Origin of the sequence: Pseudomonas sp. BC42, assembly GCF_021560055.1 — a bacterium.
Taxonomy (GTDB): Bacteria; Pseudomonadota; Gammaproteobacteria; order Pseudomonadales; family Pseudomonadaceae; genus Aquipseudomonas.
Genome location: NZ_CP091067.1, coordinates 1110483 through 1128886, shown reverse-complemented (window position 1 = coordinate 1128886; position 18404 = coordinate 1110483). Strand labels below are relative to the sequence as shown.

The following is an 18404-nucleotide window of genomic DNA, read 5'->3' as shown; positions in this document are numbered from 1 at the left end:
GGCCGGTTCAACGGCCCTTGAGGCGATAGCTGACCTGAGCCCGGCTCATACCGAGCATCTGCGCCGCCGCGGTGATGTTGCCCCCGGAACGCTCCAGGGCCAGATGCACCAGGCGCAATTCGATCTCTTCCAACGAGGTGCTCAAGGCCGGCGCCCGGCCGGAGAGAAAGGCCTGCAAGCTGGCCAGCTCCGGCTCCTCGAGCGGCGCCTCAGCCGAGCTGGCCGCCGCTGAAGAGGGCGCTGGCTCACGCAGCGTCGGTGGTGACAGGCGCCCATCGGCGTTCAAGCCAATGGCAACCCCCGCCAGGGGCGTTCCCGCTTCGCTCAGGTGCACCACATCGATGATTTCGCCGTCGCCGGCGGCAATCACGCCGCGCTCGATGAGGTTCTGCAACTCGCGGATATTGCCGGGGAAGCGGTAGGTCAGCAGCGCATTCACCAAGCGCGTGCTGCAACCCGCCGGCTGACGCCCGTGGCGCTGGCTGAAGCGGTGCAGAAAGTAACTCAGCAGCAGGGGAATGTCTTCGCGGCGCTCGCGCAGAGGCGGCAGATGAATGGGAAACACATTCAAGCGATAGAACAGGTCCTCACGAAAGCGCCCGGCCTCCACTTCGCGCCGCAGGTCGAGGTTGGTGGCCGCGATCACTCGCACATCCACCCGCAGCGGCTCGCTGCCCCCCACCCGCTCGATCTCGCCTTCCTGCAAGGCCCGCAGGATCTTGCTCTGGGCCGAAAGGCTGAGGGTGGCGATCTCATCGAGAAACAGGGTGCCGCCATGCGCCCGCTCGAAGCGCCCCGGCCGCGAACGGTCGGCGCCGGTAAAGGCCCCCCGCTCGACGCCGAACAGCTCGGCCTCCACCAGGTTTTCCGGCAGGGTCGCGCAGTTCAGCGCCACCAGGGGCTGCTGCCGACGGCTGCTGGCCTGATGCAGATTGCGCGCGAACAACTCCTTGCCCACCCCCGACTCTCCGGTCAGCAGCACCGTGGCCTGGGTCGGCGCCACCCGCTGCAACAACTGGCTGGCGGCCACAAAGGCCGCCGAGATGCCGACCAATTGCTGTTCGCCGGGCGATACCGGTAGCTCGGCGACCTGGGTCTGTACCCCCGAGGCATAGGCGCTGCGACTGAGAAAATCCCCCGGATCGAGGTACATCAGGTCGACGTCGATGTCCTCCCACAGCTGCGCCGGCTTGCCGACAATCCGACAGGCCGGCTGCCCCATCGAGCGGCATTCCAACTCGCGAAACACCACCAGCCGCCCCAGCAGCGACGAGGCGTAGCCACTGGCATAGCCGATCTCCATCCAGCACGCCGGCTCGCCGCCCAGGCCATAGGCGGCGATGTGCTCGTCGTCTTCCAAGGAGTTGTGCCAGAGAAACTCCGAATAGAAATGGCCGATGCTGGAGTCGATCTCGAAGCGCACCACCTCGACATTGACCATGCCTTCGAGCATGTGCAGGCGCGGCCCGGCGCTGTAGAGGCTGGCGTGATCGCCGTCCGGCCACTGCTCGCTGACCTGGGCCGCGTCCCGGGCCCCGGCCTGCCAGCCGATGCGCGTGATCAGGCCACGGGCCTTGTCGAAGCCCAGAGCCTCGATCAATTCACGACGGATCGAGCCGAACGCCGACCCCTGCATCAGCATCATCCGCTGCCCACACAGCCAGATGCTGCCGTCCTGGGGGGCGAAGGCCACGGTCTCGGCCAGTTGCTCGGCCGAAGGCAGGCCGCTGGCCTCGAATTGACTGGTGCGATCGACGATCAGGCGCTTTTGCCGCCCCAGCATCTGCTTGAGGAAGTCTTCATCCGCAGGACGGCCGGGCTGGCTGGAAGGAGAACGAGTCATGGGCAATCAACAGGCAGCTCAGGGGCCTTGCAGTATGCCCCGGCGCTTTGCCGGGTCAATCGCCGTCCCTCCTGGCCGCAGGCGATGCGCAGATTCTGGCCGGTAACCGCACAGTTTCCGCAGGCGCCCCGGGAGTGCCGAGCTTTCGACGCCCTTGCGACTTCTCTGCATAAATTTCCGCAGTGCGCCCCGCACGACGGCCCTCCCGGCAACCTGGACAATCATCTAACTAATTGTTTTAAAACAATATTTTCACGAAAAACGACCGTGGCACGATAGTTGTTATGCACAGGCAGACGCTCATCCATAACAAGACAACAGGTGACCTTGCCATGCTTTCTGCCTTCCTCGCGCCTCCCCCGCCCTGCCCCTCACACCTGCGCCACGGCCCATTGCGCAACGCAGCCCGTCTCGGCTGAAACGCCGCCCTGGCGGGCACCCATCCCTACCCTCAAACGCCATCGGCTTGATTGCTGACAGCCGAGCCATGGCCACGAACAAGAGAGCACCCCATGACTGCGACTCGACCTGCCTATCAACACCTGGAACTGCAGCCCATCGCCGGACAATGGCGCGCCGGCAGCAGCGGCCAAGCGCTGGCCGTCCTCGACCCGTTCACCGAGCAATGCCTGCTGCAGATCAGCCTGGCCAACCGCCAGGACCTCGACCAGGCCTACGCCAAGGCCCGCCAGACCCAGGCCCCATGGGCCGCCAGCGCGCCTGCCCAACGCAGCCAAGTGCTGCTCAACGCCGCGCGGATCTTCGATGAGCGCCGCGAGGAAATCATCGGCTGGCTGGTCCGCGAGTCCGGCAGTACCCGGATCAAGGCGCAGATCGAATGGGGCGCGGCCCGCGCCATCATCGTCGAAGCGGCCAGCCTGCCCAGCCGGGTCCACGGGCGGATCGTCGCCTCCAACGTCCCCGGCAAGGAAAGCCGCGTCTACCGCAAGCCCCTGGGGGTGATCGGGGTGATCAGCCCCTGGAACTTCCCCCTGCACCTGAGCGCCCGCTCCCTGGCGCCGGCCCTGGCCCTGGGCAACGCGGTGGTGATCAAGCCCGCCAGCGACACCCCGGTGACCGGCGGCCTGCTGCTGGCGCGGATCTTCGAGGAAGCCGGCCTGCCCGCCGGGGTGCTCAGCGTGGTGGTCGGCACCGGGGCGGAAATCGGCGATGCCTTTGTCGAGCACCCGGTGCCGGCGTTCATTTCCTTCACCGGCTCGACCCAGGTCGGCCGCAACATCGGGCGCATCGCCAGTGGCGGCGCGCACCTCAAGCATGTGGCCCTGGAACTGGGGGGCAACAGCCCGTTCGTGGTCCTGGCCGATGCCGACCTGGAACAGGCGGTGAACGCCGCGGTGGTGGGCAAGTTCCTGCACCAGGGGCAGATCTGCATGGCGATCAACCGCATCATCGTCGAACAGCCAGTGCTGCAAGCCTTTACCCAACGCTTTGTCGAACGGGTCAAGGCCCTGCCCCATGGCGACCCGAATCTGCCGGCCACGGTGGTCGGCCCGGTGATCAACCACAAACAGCTGGCCGGCCTGCAAGACAAGATCCGCCTGGCCCTGAGCGAGGGCGCGACCTTGCTAGTGGGCGGCCCGGCCACGGGCAACGTGCTGCCACCTCATGTGTTCGGCGACGTCCGCGCCGACATGGAAATCGCCCGCGAAGAAATCTTCGGCCCCCTGGTGGGCATCCAGAGCGCACGGGATGCCGAGCACGCCCTGGAGCTGGCCAATGCCAGCGAGTACGGCCTGTCCAGCGCGGTGTTCAGCGCCAACCCGGAGCGTGGCGTGCAGTTCGCCCAGCGCCTTCATGCGGGGATGAGCCACGTCAACGACATGCCGGTCAACGATGAGCCCAACGCGCCCTTTGGCGGCGAGAAGAACTCGGGCCTGGGCCGTTTCAACGGCGACTGGGCAATCGATGAATTCACCACCGACCACTGGATCACCCTGCAACACACACCGCGCCCCTATCCGTTCTGAACAGGGCGCCTGTCCACCGAATCACCCCATAACAATACGGAGTACGCAATGTCCTCGCTCCTTGACAGCCCAACTGTGAAACGAAGCCTTGCCCTGTGCCTGAGCCTGCCCCTGGCGGTGCTGGCGACAACGGCCGCCGCCGATGGCGACGGCGTCTGGAAAAGCGGTGAAAACGTCTACGCCAAGGTCTGCGGCCACTGCCACGAAAAGAACGTCGGCCCGCAGATCAAGGGACGCCAACTGCCAACGCCCTACATCACCGCGGTGGTGCGCAACGGCTTTCGCGCGATGCCGGCCTTCCCGGCGTCGTTCATCGACGACAACGCCTTGCAGCAGGTCGCCGACTACATCTCCAAAGCCCCGGCCACGGCCGCCCAACCCTGAGGAGACGCCCATGAACATTGAACGTCGCGCGTTGCTCAAGGGCATGGCCCTGGGCGGTCTGGCCAGCGTCGCAGTGACCGGCCCGGGCCTGAGCCTGGCCAACGGCGTACTGGGCCCGTCCGCGGGCAGGCGCCTGCCCACCCTGGCCCTGGTCAGCGCCGCCGTCGCCGACTCGGCTTTCGTCCAGGGAGTCAACGCCAGCTCGGTGGCGCGCCAGGTCAGCGTGCAACGCTGGGAGGCCAGCCTGGCGTCGATCCAGGCGCTGCAACAACGCCTGGGCAGTGGCCAGCGGCAACGCATCATCGGCCTGCTGGACGATGCCAGCGCCGCGCTGGTGCTCGACCAGGCCCGCAGCGCCGGAGCCCGAGTGCAATGGCTCGGCCAGCACCACAGCGATGCGCGGACCTCGCGCCACCAACTGCTGGGCACCACGGCCGCCCATGGCTGCGCCTTGCAACTGGGCCTGCAACTGAACGCCTGTGGCGCCGGTTTCAGCCTCAGCGAGCAGCGCCTGCTGGCACAGCCGGCGTTCCAGGCCGGCGCCCGCGCTCGCGACCCACGCAGCGCCGAACAATGGGCCGCCACCCTGGGCTACAGCCTGGCCGAACTGGCCAGCGGCCGTCTCGGCCAGGCGCCGTTGGCCAGCCCCCGGGCCGTGCCATTGAGCGGCCATTTCGTTTCGTTCTCGATTGAGGCTTGAAGGAGCTGATCCAATGACTGAGCAAACCCAGAAGCCACTGTTGCCCCGGGGCGTGAATGCAGCCCACTTCAACCAAGCCATCGCCCAGTTCCGTGCCCTGCTGGGGGACGAGAACGTGCTGGTCAAGGACGACCAGCTGGTGCCCTACACCAAGATCATGATGGCGGTGGACACCGCCGAGCACATGCCCTCGGCCGCCGTCACCGCCACCAGCGTCGAGCAGGTGCAAGGGGTGGTGAAGATCTGCAACGAGCACAAGATTCCGGTCTGGACCATCTCCACCGGCCGCAACTTCGGCTACGGCTCGGCAGCGCCCGGCCAGCGCGGCCAGGTGATTCTCGACCTGAAGAAAATGAACAAGATCCTCCACGTCGACCCGCAATTGTGCACCGCGCTGGTGGAGCCCGGAGTCACCTACCAGCAGCTCTACGACTACATCCAGGAACACAACCTGCCGCTGATGCTGTCCTTCTCGGCGCCCTCGGCCATCGCCGGTCCCCTGGGCAACACCATGGACCGCGGCGTCGGCTACACCCCCTACGGCGAACACTTCCTGATGCAGTGCGGCATGGAGGTGGTGCTGGCCAACGGCGACGTCTATCGCACCGGCATGGGCGGGGTCAAAGGCGACAACGCCTGGCAGGTGTTCAAGTGGGGCTACGGCCCGACCCTGGACGGCATGTTCACCCAGGCCAACTACGGCATCTGCACCAAGATGGGCTTCTGGCTGATGCCCAAGCCGCCGGTGTTCAAGCCGTTCGAGATCAAGTTCGAGAACGAGTCGGACATCGCCGAGATCGTCGAATTCATCCGCCCGCTGCGCATCGCCCAGGTGATTCCCAACTCGGTGGTGATCGCCGGCGTGCTGTGGGAGGCCGCCACCTGCAACACCCGCCGCGCCGACTACACCCAAGAGCCGGGCGCCACCTCCGAGGCAATCCTCAAGCAGATCCAGAAGGACAAGAACCTCGGCGCCTGGAACGTCTACGCCGCCCTGTACGGCACCCAGGAGCAGGTGGACGTCAATTGGAAGATCGTCAATCAGGCCCTCAAGGCCCTGGGCAAGGGACGCCTCGTCACCCAGGAGGAAGCCGGCACGACCCAACCCTTCCTGTACCGCTCGCAACTGATGTCCGGGGTGCCCAACCTGCAGGAATTCGGCCTGTACAACTGGCGCGGCGGCGGTGGCTCGATGTGGTTCGCGCCGGTGAGCCAGGCCCGCGGCAGCGAGTGCAACAAGCAGCAGGCCCTGGCCAAGCGGATCCTCAACAAGCACGGCCTGGACTACGTGGGCGAATTCATCGTCGGCTGGCGCGACATGCACCACGTGATCGACGTGCTGTACGACCGCAGCAACCCGGAGGAAACCCGCCGCGCCAACGCCTGCTTCGCCGAACTGCTGGATGCGTTCGAACAGCAAGGCTATGCCGTGTACCGGGTCAACACCGCCTTCCAGGAGCGGGTGGCGCAGAGCTACGGCCCGGTCAAGCGCAAGGTCGAGCACGCCATCAAGCGCGCCCTGGACCCGAACAACATCCTTGCCCCGGGCAAGTCCGGGATCGACCTGGCCAACCCCTTCTAAGTCGCTGACACGCCCCGTCGGCAGCACGCCACGGGGCCCCTTGAACCACAGGAAAACCCATGAAGTACACCCCACTGCTCGCAGCCCAGGCGCTGCTGCTGGTCGCGCCACTGGCCCTGGCCGACGGCGACGCGGTCCTCGGCAAGGCCCTGTTCAGTGCCCAATGCGGCTTTTGCCACAGCACCGAGAACGGCAAACACCTGATGGGCCCCAGCCTGCACCAAGTCTTTGGCCGGGCCAGCGGCCAGGCCCCGGGCTTCAGCTATTCCAGCGCCCTGCAAGGCGCCGGCCTGCAATGGAACGACGCCAGCCTGGAGCGCTGGCTGAGCAACCCGGCGACCCTGGTGCCGGGCAACAACATGTTGTTTCCCGGCCAGCCCGATCCACAGAGCCGGCAGCACCTGATTGCCTACCTGAAAAGCCTGCACTGAGGCCGCAGGCAGCGACGCCTCAACTAGCACTGCGCTGAAACGAAAACGCCCGGAGCATGGCCCCGGGCGTTTTTTTACGCGTCGAACAACCGCGCGTCAGGCTTTGCGGGTACGCGGCAAGAGGATCGCCAACACCCCGAACAGCGGCAGGAACGAGCACAGGTAGTACACGTACTCGATGCCATGGATGTCCGCCAGGTGCCCCAGCAGCGCCGCGCCGATCCCGCCAAAACCGAACATCAGGCCGAAGAACACCCCGGCGATCATGCCGACGTTGCCCGGCACCAGTTCCTGGGCGTAGACCACGATGGCGGAGAACGCCGAGGCCAGGATGAAGCCGATCACCACGCTGAGGACGCTGGTCCAGAACAGGTCGACATGGGGCAGCAACAGGGTGAACGGTGCCACCCCGAGGATCGAGAACCAGATCACCGCCTTGCGCCCGATCTTGTCGCCGATCGGCCCGCCGAAGAAGGTCCCCGCCGCCACCGCGCCAAGGAACAGGAACAGGTGCAGTTGCGAGCTGGCCACCGACAGGTCGAACTTCTCGATCAGGTAGAAGGTGAAGTAGCTGGTGAAACTGGCCATGTAGAAATACTTGGAGAACACCAGCAGCCCAAGGACCACCAGGGCGCCGATCACCCGCTTCCTCGACAGGCCGTGCGTGGCTGCCTGCCCCTGCTTGAGCTTGTGCAGGCGCAGGTGGTTGGCGTACCAGCGGCTGATGGCGTAGAGCAACACCAGGGCAAACAGCGCGAACAGGCCGAACCAGGCCACATTGCCCTGGCCGTAGGGAATGATGATGGCCGCGGCCAGCAAGGGGCCGAACGCGGTGCCGGCATTGCCGCCGACCTGAAAGCTCGACTGCGCCAGGCCGTAGCGCCCGCCGGACGCCAGCCGGGCGACCCGCGAGGCTTCCGGGTGGAAGGTCGAGGAGCCGATGCCGATCAACGCGGCCGCCAGCAGGATCAGGGCAAAGCTGCCGACCTGGGACATCATCAGGATGCCGATCAGGGTGCAGATCATGCCCGCCGGCAACAGGAACGGCAGCGGCCGCCGATCGGTGTAAAAGCCGACCCAGGGCTGCAACAGCGAGGCCGTGAGCTGGAAGGTCAGGGTGATCAGGCCGACCTGGGTGAAGCTCAGGCCATAGTTGCTCTTGAGCATCGGGTAGATCGCCGGCAACACCGCCTGGATCAGGTCGTTGATCAAATGGGCCAGGGCCACCGCACCGATGATGCGCAGGACCAGGGGGCTGCTTTGCGAAGCAGAAGAAGCCGTCGTTGCGACGGTCTGAGGGTTGCTGCTAGCCATAGGATTTTCCGTACAACGGGTGGGTGCACAGGGGCAGGTGCGCCAATGTGCCATTTTTCAGTGCGCTCGCGCCATCCCATTAGCTTGCTAACGACTTTGCCCAGCCGACTGATAGCCCATCGCCATGGTCTGAATCTTGCTCCTGCCGCCACACCAACCCGACGCCCTTACCCAGGGTGGCGAAAATGGGAAGTAACGCTACAGCGCCGGCAGGATCCTGGCGCCGGTTGCACACTTTCCGAGGCGATTTTACGAGGGCACAGGGTCCGGGCCAGCCGCCTCGACCGCACGCCAATGGTGCGTGGTGCCCAAAGGAGCAGTAGTGCATGCATCTATTTCTGGCACCGGGCATGGCGTTGTTGGGGCGTTTTGGCTTCGCTCGCAAATTCCAGCTGTTGTTTCTGCTGTTCATCCTGCCGCTGCTGGGCAGTCTGTGGATGATCGGCCAGGACTACCGCGACAGGCTTGGCCTGATGGCCACCGAACGTTCCGGGATCCGCCAACTGCAAGCCCTGGATACCCTGGACAACCTGCTGACCGCGCAGCGTGATCGGGCCGCCCGCTGGCGCGCCACCGAGACCAACCGCCAGCCGACGCCGGCGACCCTCGCCGCGGTGGCGGCGTTCGATGCGGTCCAGCCCGGCCTGCTCCAGGCCAGCGAAGAATTGGGCAATGCCCTGCACCAGGCCGGCGCCGAGGACGACACCCTCGCTCGCTACCGGGCGCTGCAAGGCAGCCTGCAAGGGCTGGACTCGAAAAGCCTGGCCAGTGTCGGCTGGTGGCCGGACGGCTACGAACGCTTCACTTCAGCCCTCGGCGCCCTGCAGGCGCTGCGTGAGCAGATCGCCATGGACAGCCGCCTGACCCTGGCCCCCTGGCTGGAGACCTACCTGTTGACGCAGATTGCCACCCAGCATGCCCCGGACCTGATCGAGCGGGTCGGGCGCCTGGCGGCGGTTGGCCAAGCCTCGGTGGTATCGGGCCAGTTCACCCTGCAAAGCCGTCTGCAACTGCGGGACTTGCGCAGCCGCATCGGCGATGCCCGAGAACAACTGAGCAAGACCGGCAGCCTGCTGGAAGCCCGCCTGCCCAGCGAACTGCAAGCCTGGGCCGGGCGCTATCACGACAGCCTGAAGCAGCTGGATGAACAGTTGAAAGTGCTGGACGACGGCCTGTTCGCCGGCAACATCAACCTCAAGCCGGAACCCTTCGAACAAGGCCTCGATGCCCTGCTGGGCCAGCTGGCGAGCTTGCGCCAGGACTCCCTCGGCGCCCTCGACAGTCGCCTGGAGCACTACCAGGGTTCGGCCCTGCGCCAGCTGATCCTGGTGGCCACGGTGCTGGGCTGCCTGGTGCTCGCCGCGCTGTACCTGTTCGTCTGCCTGCAAGCCTCGATCCGCCGCAGCGCCAGCGGCATCACCCTGCTGGCCGAAGCCCTGCGCGATGGCAATCTGTGCCTGCAAGTGCCGGTACAGGGCCGCGATGAGCTGGCGCTGATCAGCACCGCGCTGAACGTGGCCGTGGTGCAACTGCGTGGCAGCCTGCAAGGGGTGGATCACGAAACCCTGCAACTGGGGGATGCAGTGCGCAGCCTCAACCAGCACGCCAGTGGCGCCCTGAGCGAAGTCGAGGCCCAGCAACAGCAGATCAGCCAGATTGCCGCCGCCGCCACGCAACTGGCCGCCACGTCCCAGGGGGTCGCACAGAGCTGCGAACAGGCCTCCGACAGTGCCCAGCAGACCCGACGCATCGCCAGCGACAGCAGCCAAGACAGCCAGCGCACCACCGCCAGCATCCAGCAACTCAACCAGCGCCTGAACGACACCGCGGCCGCCCTGGGCCGGGTCAGCGAGCAAGGGCAGCAGATCCAGCTGGTGGTGGACACCATTCGCGGCGTGGCCGAGCAGACCAACCTGCTGGCGCTGAACGCCGCCATCGAAGCGGCGCGCGCCGGGGAGCAGGGCCGGGGCTTTGCCGTGGTCGCCGACGAAGTGCGCAGCCTGTCGCAACGCACCCAGTCGTCCACGGCGCAGATCGCCGCCACCGTGGACAGCCTGCGCAGCACGGTGAATGAAGCGGTGAGCCTGATGGAGGCCGCTTGCGGCCAGGCCCAGAGCGACGCCCAGTCGGTGACCGGCCTGGGCCTGCGCCTGGTGGAGATCGCCGATGCAGTGCAAGGGGTCAGCGACACCCTGGCGCAGATCGCCACCGCCGTGGAAGAACAGGCCTGCACCGCCGATGAAGTCAGCAGCAACATCCAGCACGTGGATCAGGCGGCGGTGCGCCTGCTGGAGGGGGCCCGGGCAGTGAACCTGGCCGCGGACAGCTTGAACCAGGGCAGTCGGGCCCTGAGCGTCAACACCGGGCGCTTCCAACTGGCCTGACGCCGAAGGTCCTCAAGCCTTCAGCCGAGCCTCGGGGAAGTCCGCCTCGAGCTCGGCCTTGAGCCATTGGATAAACCATTCCACGTCCTCGGACCATTCAGCGTCCGGGGTCAGTACGCGGTAGCTTTCCAGCTTCACCTGATCGTCCAGCACCCGCACCAGGGTGCCGGCCTTGAGCTCCTCGCGCACCAGCACTTCATTGGCCAGGGCAATGCCGCCGCCGCTTTCGGCCACCGACAGGGCGTGGTCGTTGTTCACGTAGATCAGGTCGGACGTGAGGTGGATATCCAGGCCATTGGCGGCGAACCACAGGTTCCACCACTCGCCGTCATCGAAGTGGATCAGCGCGTGGCGGGCCAGGTCCGCCGGCTCGCGGATCGCCTCGATGCTGGCCAGGTAGGCCGGGGTGCAGATGGGGAACACCCGGGGGCAGATCAGGCTGACCCGCGATTCGGGGTACTGCCCGTCCAGGCCGTAGGCGATCCCCAGGTCGGCACTCTTGGCGTCGACTTCGGTGAAGGTCGAATTCGGTTCGATGGCGAACTTCAGGCCCGGGCGCACATGGCGCAGCGCCTCCAGGCGCGGGGTCAGCCAGCGCTTGGCAAACCCCGGCACCACCATGATCCGCAGCCAGCGCTCGGCGGTCCTGGGCTGGGCTTCGCGCCCGGCCTCGATGATCAACTGCAGGGCCGCGGCAATCTTGCGGTGGTACTTCTCCCCCGCCGGGGTCAGGACCACCCCGCGCGAGGTGCGTTCGAACAACTGCACGCCGAGCCAGTCCTCCAGCAGCTTCACATGACGGCCGATGGCCGGCTGGGTGACATGCAGCGACCTGGAGGCTTCGACATAGCTGCCCAGGCGGGCCGCGGCATCAAAAGCCCGCACCGCATTCAACGGTGGCAAACGCTGTTCGGCCATGGTTTAGCCCGCCCCTTGCTATTAAATTATTTAACAGCTGGTATGTTAAAATTGATGTTTCGCCCCCGCAACCCCTCACTGATAATCAGCCCCAGCAGAACCATAAGAACCCGCGAAAAGCCGCTAAAAACAGGCTTCCCACGCATCCGAACACATCTCGATCCTGCCCTAAGAAAAACAATATCCATGGCCTGCACGACAGCCCATGGGGGAATCGGAGGTAAGGCATGAATGCCCTGCATTCGCTGCAAACACTGGCGGTGTCCATCCGCTCGGTGCGCAAGGTCTACGGCGATCCACACAGCGGCCCGGTGGCCCTGAAGCACATCGACCTGGACATCCGCGACAACGAATTCTTCACCCTCCTGGGGCCCTCCGGCTGCGGCAAGACCACGCTCTTGCGGATGATCGCCGGCTTCGAATTCCCGACCCAGGGCGAGATCCTCCTCTACGGCGAGAACATCGCCGAGCGGCCGCCCTTCGAGCGTCCGGTGAACACCGTGTTCCAGCATTACGCGCTGTTCCCCCACATGACCCTGGCCGAGAACCTGGCCTTCGGCCTGGAGTCGCGGCCCATGGGCCAGGTGCTGAGCAAGGCGCAGATCGCCGAACGGGTGCGCGAGATGCTGGCCCTGGTGCAGATGGAGCGCTTCGCCGGGCGCAAGCCCAACCAGCTCTCCGGCGGCCAGCAGCAACGCATCGCCCTGGCCCGGGCCCTGGCGCCCCATCCCAAGGTGCTGTTGCTGGACGAACCGCTGTCGGCCCTGGACCTCAAGCTGCGCCAGGCCATGCGCGAAGAACTCAAGGCGATCCAGGCCAAGACCGGCATCACCTTCATCTTCGTCACCCATGACCAGGAAGAAGCCCTGACCCTGTCCGACCGCATCGCCGTCCTGTCCGAAGGCGAGGTGCAGCAAGTGGGCCGCCCGGAAGAGATCTACGAGCAGCCGCGCAATCGCTTCGTCGCCGACTTCATCGGTGAAACCAACTTCATCCAGGCCCAGGTCAAGCGTATCGAGGCCGGCCTGGCCTGGTTCAGCGGGCCCGCCGGAGAGGCCCTGCCGGCGCAACCGTGCAGCGGGGTCAAGGTCGGCCAGCAGGTCACCCTGTCGCTGCGCCCGGAGCGCCTGCACCTGCGCAGCGAAGCCGTGGAGGGGGCCCTGGCGTGCCGCATCGAGGCGCAGATCTACCTGGGCACCGACCTGCAATACCAGGTCAGCCTCGGCGACGGCACGCGCCTGACCGTGCGCACGCCCAACAGCCTCGAACAGCATCCGCGCCTGAGCGTGGGCAGCCATGCCGGGCTGCTGTTCGAACGCGGCAGCGCCAGCGTCCTGCTGGATTGACCACGAGGATTCGCCATGCACGCCTCATCGATTTCCCAGCACCTGGAACGGCGCAAGGCCTTGCGCAGCGTTCTCGGAGTCAGCCCGGCGCTGATCGCCATCGGCCTGTTCCTGATCGTGCCGATCCTCATTGTCATCGGCTATTCGCTGATGGAAGCCAACCCCTACGGCGGTGTGAACAAGGTTTTTAGCAGCGACGCCTACACCGCCCTGCTGTTCGAACAGCAACTGGATGACAGCCTGGCCTTCACCGACTCCTACCTGCTGATCGCCCTGCGCTCCATCGGCATCGCCGGGCTGACCACCCTGATCACCCTGCTGATCGGTTTTCCGGTGGCGGTGTGGCTGGCCATGCAACCGGTGCAGCGCCGGGGCCTGCTGATCTTCCTGATCACCGTGCCGTTCTGGGCCAACCTGCTGATCCGCACCTACGCCTGGATCCTGCTGCTGCGCAATACCGGGGTGATCAACAACAGCCTGATGGACCTGGGGCTGATCCACGAACCGCTGCAACTGCTGTACACCGACGGCGCGGTGCTGCTGGGGCTGGTCTACACCTACGCGCCCTTCGTGGTGCTGCCGATCTACGCCACCCTGGAAAAGATGGACATCCGCCTGCTGGAAGCCGCCCAGGACCTCTACGCCGGACGCTGGCGCACCTTGCGCAAGGTGGTGCTGCCAATCGCCAAGCCGGGGATCTTCGCCGGGGCGATCCTGACCTTCGTGCCCTGCCTGGGGGCGATGATCGCCCCGGAACTGCTGGGGGGCGGCACCCGGATGATGCTCGGCAACCTGATCTTCCGCCAGTTCAGCGACGCCCGTAACTGGCCCTTCGGCGCCGCCCTGTCGCTGGTGCTGATGGCCGCGGTGATGCTGGTACTGACCGTCTACGCCCTGCGCGCCCAACGCCAGCGAACCCTTCAGGAGGGCGCATGATGATCCGCCTGTTCAAACGCAACGGCCTCGGTGTTCAGGACTTTCCCGGCTTCGGCGGCTTCAGTTTCCTGTTCTACCTGTACCTCTACGCGCCGATCCTGGTGCTGGTGGTGTTCTCCTTCAACGCCAACCAGTCGGCCACGGTTTGGAGCGGCTTCAGCCTCGACTGGTACCGCGCAGCGTTTGCCAACCAGGCCCTGCGCCAGGCGGCGGGCAACAGCCTGCTGATCGCCGTGTGCGCCAGCATGGCGGCCACGGCGATTGCCACCCTGGCGGCCCTGGGCACCTCACGCGGAGCAAAGTTCAAGGGCCTGCAACTGTCCATGGGCGCCATCATGCTGCCCCTGGTGCTGCCGGAAATCGTCGTCGGCGTGGCCACCCTCGCACTGTTCTCGACGCTGGGGCTGTCCCTGGGCTACGGCAACCTGATCATCGCCCACACGGTGTTCTGCATCCCCTTCGCCTACTTGCCGATCCGCGCCCGCCTCAACGACATGGACCTGTCCCTGGAGCACGCGGCGGCGGATCTGTACGCCGGCCCCTGGCGCACCTTTCGCAAGGTGACCCTGCCGCTGCTGATGCCGGGGATCGTCTCCGGGCTGATGCTGGCCTTCATCGTCTCCCTGGATAACTTCGTGATCTCGATGATGGTGTCCCAGGCGGGCACCACCACCCTGCCGATCTTCATCTTCGGCCTGTTGCGCATGGGCGTGACACCCGACGTCAACGCCGTGTCGACGCTGATCCTCGGCGTCTCGGTGCTGTTCGTCAGCCTCTCTTACCTGTTGAGCAAGAAACACCCTTGAACCGTCCACTGACCTTGGGGAAATGCCATGAGCAAGTTGATCGCAAGTCTGGGAACCTCGCTGCTGCTGAGCCTGCCACTGGCGGTACAGGCCGCCGAGAAACTCAACGTCGTGAGCTGGAGCGGCTACTTTTCGCCGGAGATTCTCGCCAAGTTCCAGAAGCAGACCGGCATCGAGGTCACGGTGGACTCCTACGACTCCAACGAAACCCTGCTGGCCAAGCTGAAGCAGGGCGGCACCGGTTATGACGTGGCGATCCCGTCCCACCAGTTCATTCCGATCCTGATCCAGGAGCAGTTGCTGGAACGCTTCGATCCGGCCAAAGAGCCCTACTACGCCAGCGTGGTCGACAACCTGAAGCAGCCGACCTGGGACCCTCAAGGCGCCTACTCGGTGCCCTTCATCTGGGGCACCACCAGCGTGGTGCTCGACGGCGAACGCTACAAGGGCCCGAGCGACAGCTACAAGGTGCTCTACGAGCCGCCGGCAGAGCTGCAGGGCCGGATCAACATGTTCGACTCGGTGAGCGAAGTGATCGACATGGCCAGCCTGTACCTGAACATTCCGCTGTGCAGCGAAGACCCCAAGCAGATGCAGCAGATCCTGGGCCTGCTCAAGGCGCAGAAGCCCTACGTCAAGACCTACAGCTCCAAGGCCGGGGCGATCCGCGAGAACCTCGCGGCCGGGGAAATCGACATGTCGATGTTCTGGGGCGGCTCGTCGATGCGTGCCCGGGAGATGAAGCCCAGCCTGAAATACCTCTACCCGAAAGAAGGCGTGCTGGCCTGGGTGGACAACATGGTCATCCCCAAGGGCAGCAAGCACCCGGCGAACGCCAAGGCCTTCATCGCCTTCCTCAGCCAGCCCGAGAACGCCGCCATGACCCAGAACTTCCTCAAGCACCAGAGCCCGATCAAGGGCGTCGAACCCTTCCTCGACGCAGGCCTGAAGGATGCCCCCGAGCTGCACATCCCCGAGGGCACCAAAGTGGTTTTCAGCCAGACCTGCGGCGAAGGCGCGATCCGCCTCGCCGACCGCCTGTGGACCAACCTGATGCGCTGACCTGCGTTGACTTCTGCCGCCCCGGCCTGGATGCCGGGGCGTTTCTAAAGCCGTTTGAAAGGCCCCTGCCATGATCGCCAATCCCCCCAGCGAGCTGGTCCTGCTCCAGGCCCATGAACTCGCCGAGCGTATCCGCCTGCGTCAGGTTTCCTGCCGGGAAGTGATGCAGACCTACCTTGCCCACATCGAGCGCTACAACCCCCTGGTCAATGCCCTGGTCAGCCTGCAACCGGCCGACAGCCTGCTGGCCCAGGCCGACCAGCGCGACGCCGAACTGGCCCGTGGCCAGTACCGTGGCTGGATGCACGGCCTGCCTCACGCGATCAAGGACCTGTCCCTGACCCAGGGCATCCGCACCACCCTGGGCTCGCCGCTGTACCGGGATTTCATCCCCGAGCGCGACGGCATCATGGTGGAACGGATCAAGGCCGCCGGGGCGATCCTTATCGGCAAGAGCAACACCCCGGAATTCGGCCTCGGCTCGCAGACCTACAACCCGCTGTTCGGCGCCACCGGCTGTGCCTATGACCCAAGCAAGACCGCCGGCGGCAGCAGTGGTGGTGCCGCCGCGGCGCTGGCCCTGCACCTGGTGCCGGTGGCCGACGGCAGCGACATGATGGGCTCGCTGCGCAACCCGGCGGCCTTCAACAACATCTTCGGTTTCCGCCCGTCCCAGGGCCGGGTGCCCTTCGACGACAGCAGCGACCTGTTCATCGACCAGCTCGGCTACGAAGGCCCCATGGCCCGCAGCGTGCGCGACGCAGCGCTGCTGCTGTCGGTGCAGGCCGGCGGCGATGCGCGGGCGCCGCTGTCCATCGCCGAATCGGGCCAGGGCTTCGCCGCGCCACTGGAGCGCGACTTCAAGGGCACGCGCCTGGGTTGGCTGGGGGACTTCAACGGTTACCTGCCGATGGAAAAAGGTGTGCTGGAACTCTGTGAAAAGGCCTTGGGCGATTTCCGCAGCCTGGGCTGCAGCGTCGAACCGGCCAGCCCGGACTTCACCCCCGAGCGCCTGTGGAGCAGCTGGCGCACCTTGCGCCACTGGATGGTCGCCGGGTCCCTGGGCAGCACCTATGCCGACCCACACAAGCGCGCGCAGCTCAAGGCAGAAGCCATCTGGGAAGTGGAGAACGGCCTCAAGCTGTCCGCCAGCAAGGTCTTCGACGCCTCAGTGATTCGCAGCGACTGGTACCGCGCCATTTCAAAGCTGTTCGAACGCTTCGACTACCTGCTGCTGCCCAGCGCCCAGGTCTTCCCCTTCGACAAGAACACCCCTTGGCCGTGCAGCATCGAAGGCGCGGCCATGGACACCTATCACCGCTGGATGGAGGTGGTGATTCCCGGCACCTTGTCCGGCTGCCCGGTGGCCAGCGTGCAGGCCGGCTTCAACGCCGACGGCCTGCCCATGGGCCTGCAGATCATCGGCAAGCACCAGGCCGACTTCGCCGTCCTGCAACTGGCACACGCCTACGAACAGGCCAGCCGCTGGTTCCAGCGCTGCCCATCGCCACTGATTTCGGGGGGGAAGGGATAAACGGTTGATAGCGTAGATAATTTTTTTATAAAAACGCTTGACGCATCGTCGTTCCGAGCGAATAATGCGCGCCACTTGGCTACATAGCTCAGTTGGTTAGAGCATAGCATTCATAATGCTGGGGTCCGGGGTTCAAGTCCCTGTGTAGCCACCAAGTACTAAAAACGGCTTACCGCAAGGTAAGCCGTTTTTTTATGCCCGCGAAAAAGTACCGGGGATTACGCCGCATTGATCCACAAACGCGACACCCGCATTGAGCACCGCCACTGGCTGGGATAGAACACTCCGGCAGTGTGTGTGAGAGCTGCGCCATCCTCACTTCAAGGGCTCGATAATGACAATAAAAAACCACGCAACTTCAGTCGCCCCCTGGCTGTTCTCGCTTCTGGCAATCGCCTGTACCCCAACCTTTGCCGAACAGGCACCTACCCCGCCTTCCAACCTGTTGACCGCCGCCGTGGCCTGGAAGCAGACCGCCGCCGAATTCGAGGCGCTGTACTACCAGGGCTTCAACATCGCCCGCCTGCAACTGGACCGTGCCCTGCAGGAGCACAAGGCCGGCGACCGGCCGCTGGCGATCATCAGCGACGTCGACGACACCGTGCTCAGTAGCAACAGCTACTGGGGCTACATGATCAATTCGGGGAAAGAGTTCTTCGACGACGAGGCCTGGGACAAGTGGGTCGCGGACAATGGCCCGGTGGCCACTCCGGGCGCCGTGGAATTCCTCAAGTACGCCCAGTCCAAAGGCGTCGAGGTGTTCTACGTCACCAGCCGCGACCAGGGCGAAAAGACCTACGACTACGCTCTGGCCAACCTGCGCAAGAACCAGTTGCCCTACGCCGATGAACAGCACCTGACGGTGTACCGCGACAGCTCCAACAAGGAGCCACGGCAGCAGGAAATCGCCAAGGACCACAACGTGGTGCTGATGCTGGGCGACAACCTCAACGACTTCAAACGCAAGTACTACGTAGCCGACGTCAAACAGCGCAGCAGCCTGATGACCGAGGACAAGCAGCAGTTCGGGCGCAAGTTCATCCTCTTCCCCAACCCCACCGACGGCCATTGGTTGAAAGCAATCTTCGGTGATTCCGAACCGCCGGCCACGCCGGAAAACCGCGCCAAGTTCAAGGCGGCGGCCGGAGCTAACGCCTGGCAGGTGAAAGACTAACC

The 18404-nt window shown here is 65.3% G+C and carries 15 protein-coding genes and 1 tRNA gene; 13 read left to right on the top strand and 3 right to left on the bottom strand.

The window, feature by feature from the left end:
- Positions 1-7 precede the first annotated feature (7 nt).
- A complete protein-coding gene (locus tag L1O02_RS05285; RefSeq protein ID WP_235759669.1) occupies positions 8-1843 on the bottom strand; it encodes a sigma-54-dependent Fis family transcriptional regulator in 1836 nt (611 codons plus the stop codon).
- A 512-nt stretch (positions 1844-2355) separates the two neighbouring features.
- Here L1O02_RS05285 and L1O02_RS05280 point away from each other — a divergent pair.
- The 5 genes from L1O02_RS05280 to L1O02_RS05260 are packed head-to-tail and all read left to right on the top strand — an operon-like array spanning position 2356 to position 6928.
- Complete coding sequence (locus L1O02_RS05280) at positions 2356-3831, top strand: aldehyde dehydrogenase family protein (protein WP_235759668.1); 1476 nt, start codon at positions 2356-2358, stop codon at positions 3829-3831.
- 48 nt (positions 3832-3879) lie between these two features.
- Positions 3880-4215: a cytochrome c gene (locus L1O02_RS05275; protein ID WP_060841039.1), complete on the top strand. Its 336-nt coding sequence runs from the start codon at positions 3880-3882 to the stop codon at positions 4213-4215.
- A gap of 10 nt (positions 4216-4225) precedes the next feature.
- Complete coding sequence (locus tag L1O02_RS05270; protein ID WP_235759667.1) at positions 4226-4915, top strand: hypothetical protein; 690 nt, start codon at positions 4226-4228, stop codon at positions 4913-4915.
- Positions 4916-4928: 13 nt separating this feature from the next.
- Entirely contained in the window at positions 4929-6497 is a 1569-nt protein-coding gene (locus tag L1O02_RS05265; RefSeq protein WP_108545208.1) for an FAD-binding oxidoreductase, read from the top strand.
- Positions 6498-6556: 59 nt separating this feature from the next.
- On the top strand, positions 6557-6928 hold the full coding sequence (locus L1O02_RS05260) for a c-type cytochrome (RefSeq protein ID WP_235759666.1): 372 nt from the start codon (positions 6557-6559) through the stop codon (positions 6926-6928).
- 96 nt (positions 6929-7024) lie between these two features.
- On the opposite strand, the gene L1O02_RS05255 is transcribed toward L1O02_RS05260, so the two are convergent.
- Entirely contained in the window at positions 7025-8242 is a 1218-nt protein-coding gene (locus L1O02_RS05255) for an MFS transporter (RefSeq protein ID WP_235759665.1), read from the bottom strand.
- Between the two features lie 326 nt (positions 8243-8568).
- Here L1O02_RS05255 and L1O02_RS05250 point away from each other — a divergent pair, with 326 nt between their 5' ends.
- Positions 8569-10626 (top strand): methyl-accepting chemotaxis protein, encoded by a 2058-nt coding sequence (locus L1O02_RS05250; protein ID WP_060841044.1) that lies wholly within the window; start codon positions 8569-8571, stop codon positions 10624-10626.
- Positions 10627-10638: 12 nt separating this feature from the next.
- Here L1O02_RS05250 and L1O02_RS05245 read toward each other — a convergent pair whose 3' ends face one another.
- A complete protein-coding gene (locus L1O02_RS05245; protein ID WP_060844610.1) occupies positions 10639-11544 on the bottom strand; it encodes a LysR substrate-binding domain-containing protein in 906 nt (301 codons plus the stop codon).
- Between the two features lie 227 nt (positions 11545-11771).
- Here L1O02_RS05245 and L1O02_RS05240 point away from each other — a divergent pair, with 227 nt between their 5' ends.
- The 7 genes from L1O02_RS05240 to L1O02_RS05210 all read left to right on the top strand — a co-directional run bounded on the left by L1O02_RS05240 (position 11772) and on the right by L1O02_RS05210 (position 18402).
- Positions 11772-12890 carry an ABC transporter ATP-binding protein gene (locus tag L1O02_RS05240; RefSeq protein ID WP_108545204.1) on the top strand — a complete coding sequence of 373 codons (1119 nt, stop codon included), beginning with the start codon at positions 11772-11774 and terminating at the stop codon, positions 12888-12890.
- A gap of 15 nt (positions 12891-12905) precedes the next feature.
- A complete protein-coding gene (locus L1O02_RS05235) occupies positions 12906-13826 on the top strand; it encodes an ABC transporter permease (protein ID WP_235759664.1) in 921 nt (306 codons plus the stop codon).
- Entirely contained in the window at positions 13823-14632 is an 810-nt protein-coding gene (locus tag L1O02_RS05230) for an ABC transporter permease (protein WP_110596322.1), read from the top strand. Before L1O02_RS05235 ends, L1O02_RS05230 begins: the two co-directional genes overlap by 4 nt.
- A gap of 27 nt (positions 14633-14659) precedes the next feature.
- On the top strand, positions 14660-15694 hold the full coding sequence (locus L1O02_RS05225; RefSeq protein ID WP_129406459.1) for an extracellular solute-binding protein: 1035 nt from the start codon (positions 14660-14662) through the stop codon (positions 15692-15694).
- Positions 15695-15764: 70 nt separating this feature from the next.
- Complete coding sequence (locus L1O02_RS05220; RefSeq protein WP_235759663.1) at positions 15765-17228, top strand: amidase; 1464 nt, start codon at positions 15765-15767, stop codon at positions 17226-17228.
- Between the two features lie 77 nt (positions 17229-17305).
- Positions 17306-17382, top strand: a tRNA-Met gene (locus L1O02_RS05215).
- 180 nt (positions 17383-17562) lie between these two features.
- Positions 17563-18402 (top strand): 5'-nucleotidase, lipoprotein e(P4) family, encoded by an 840-nt coding sequence (locus L1O02_RS05210; protein WP_235759662.1) that lies wholly within the window; start codon positions 17563-17565, stop codon positions 18400-18402.
- The last annotated feature ends 2 nt before the right edge of the window (positions 18403-18404 follow it).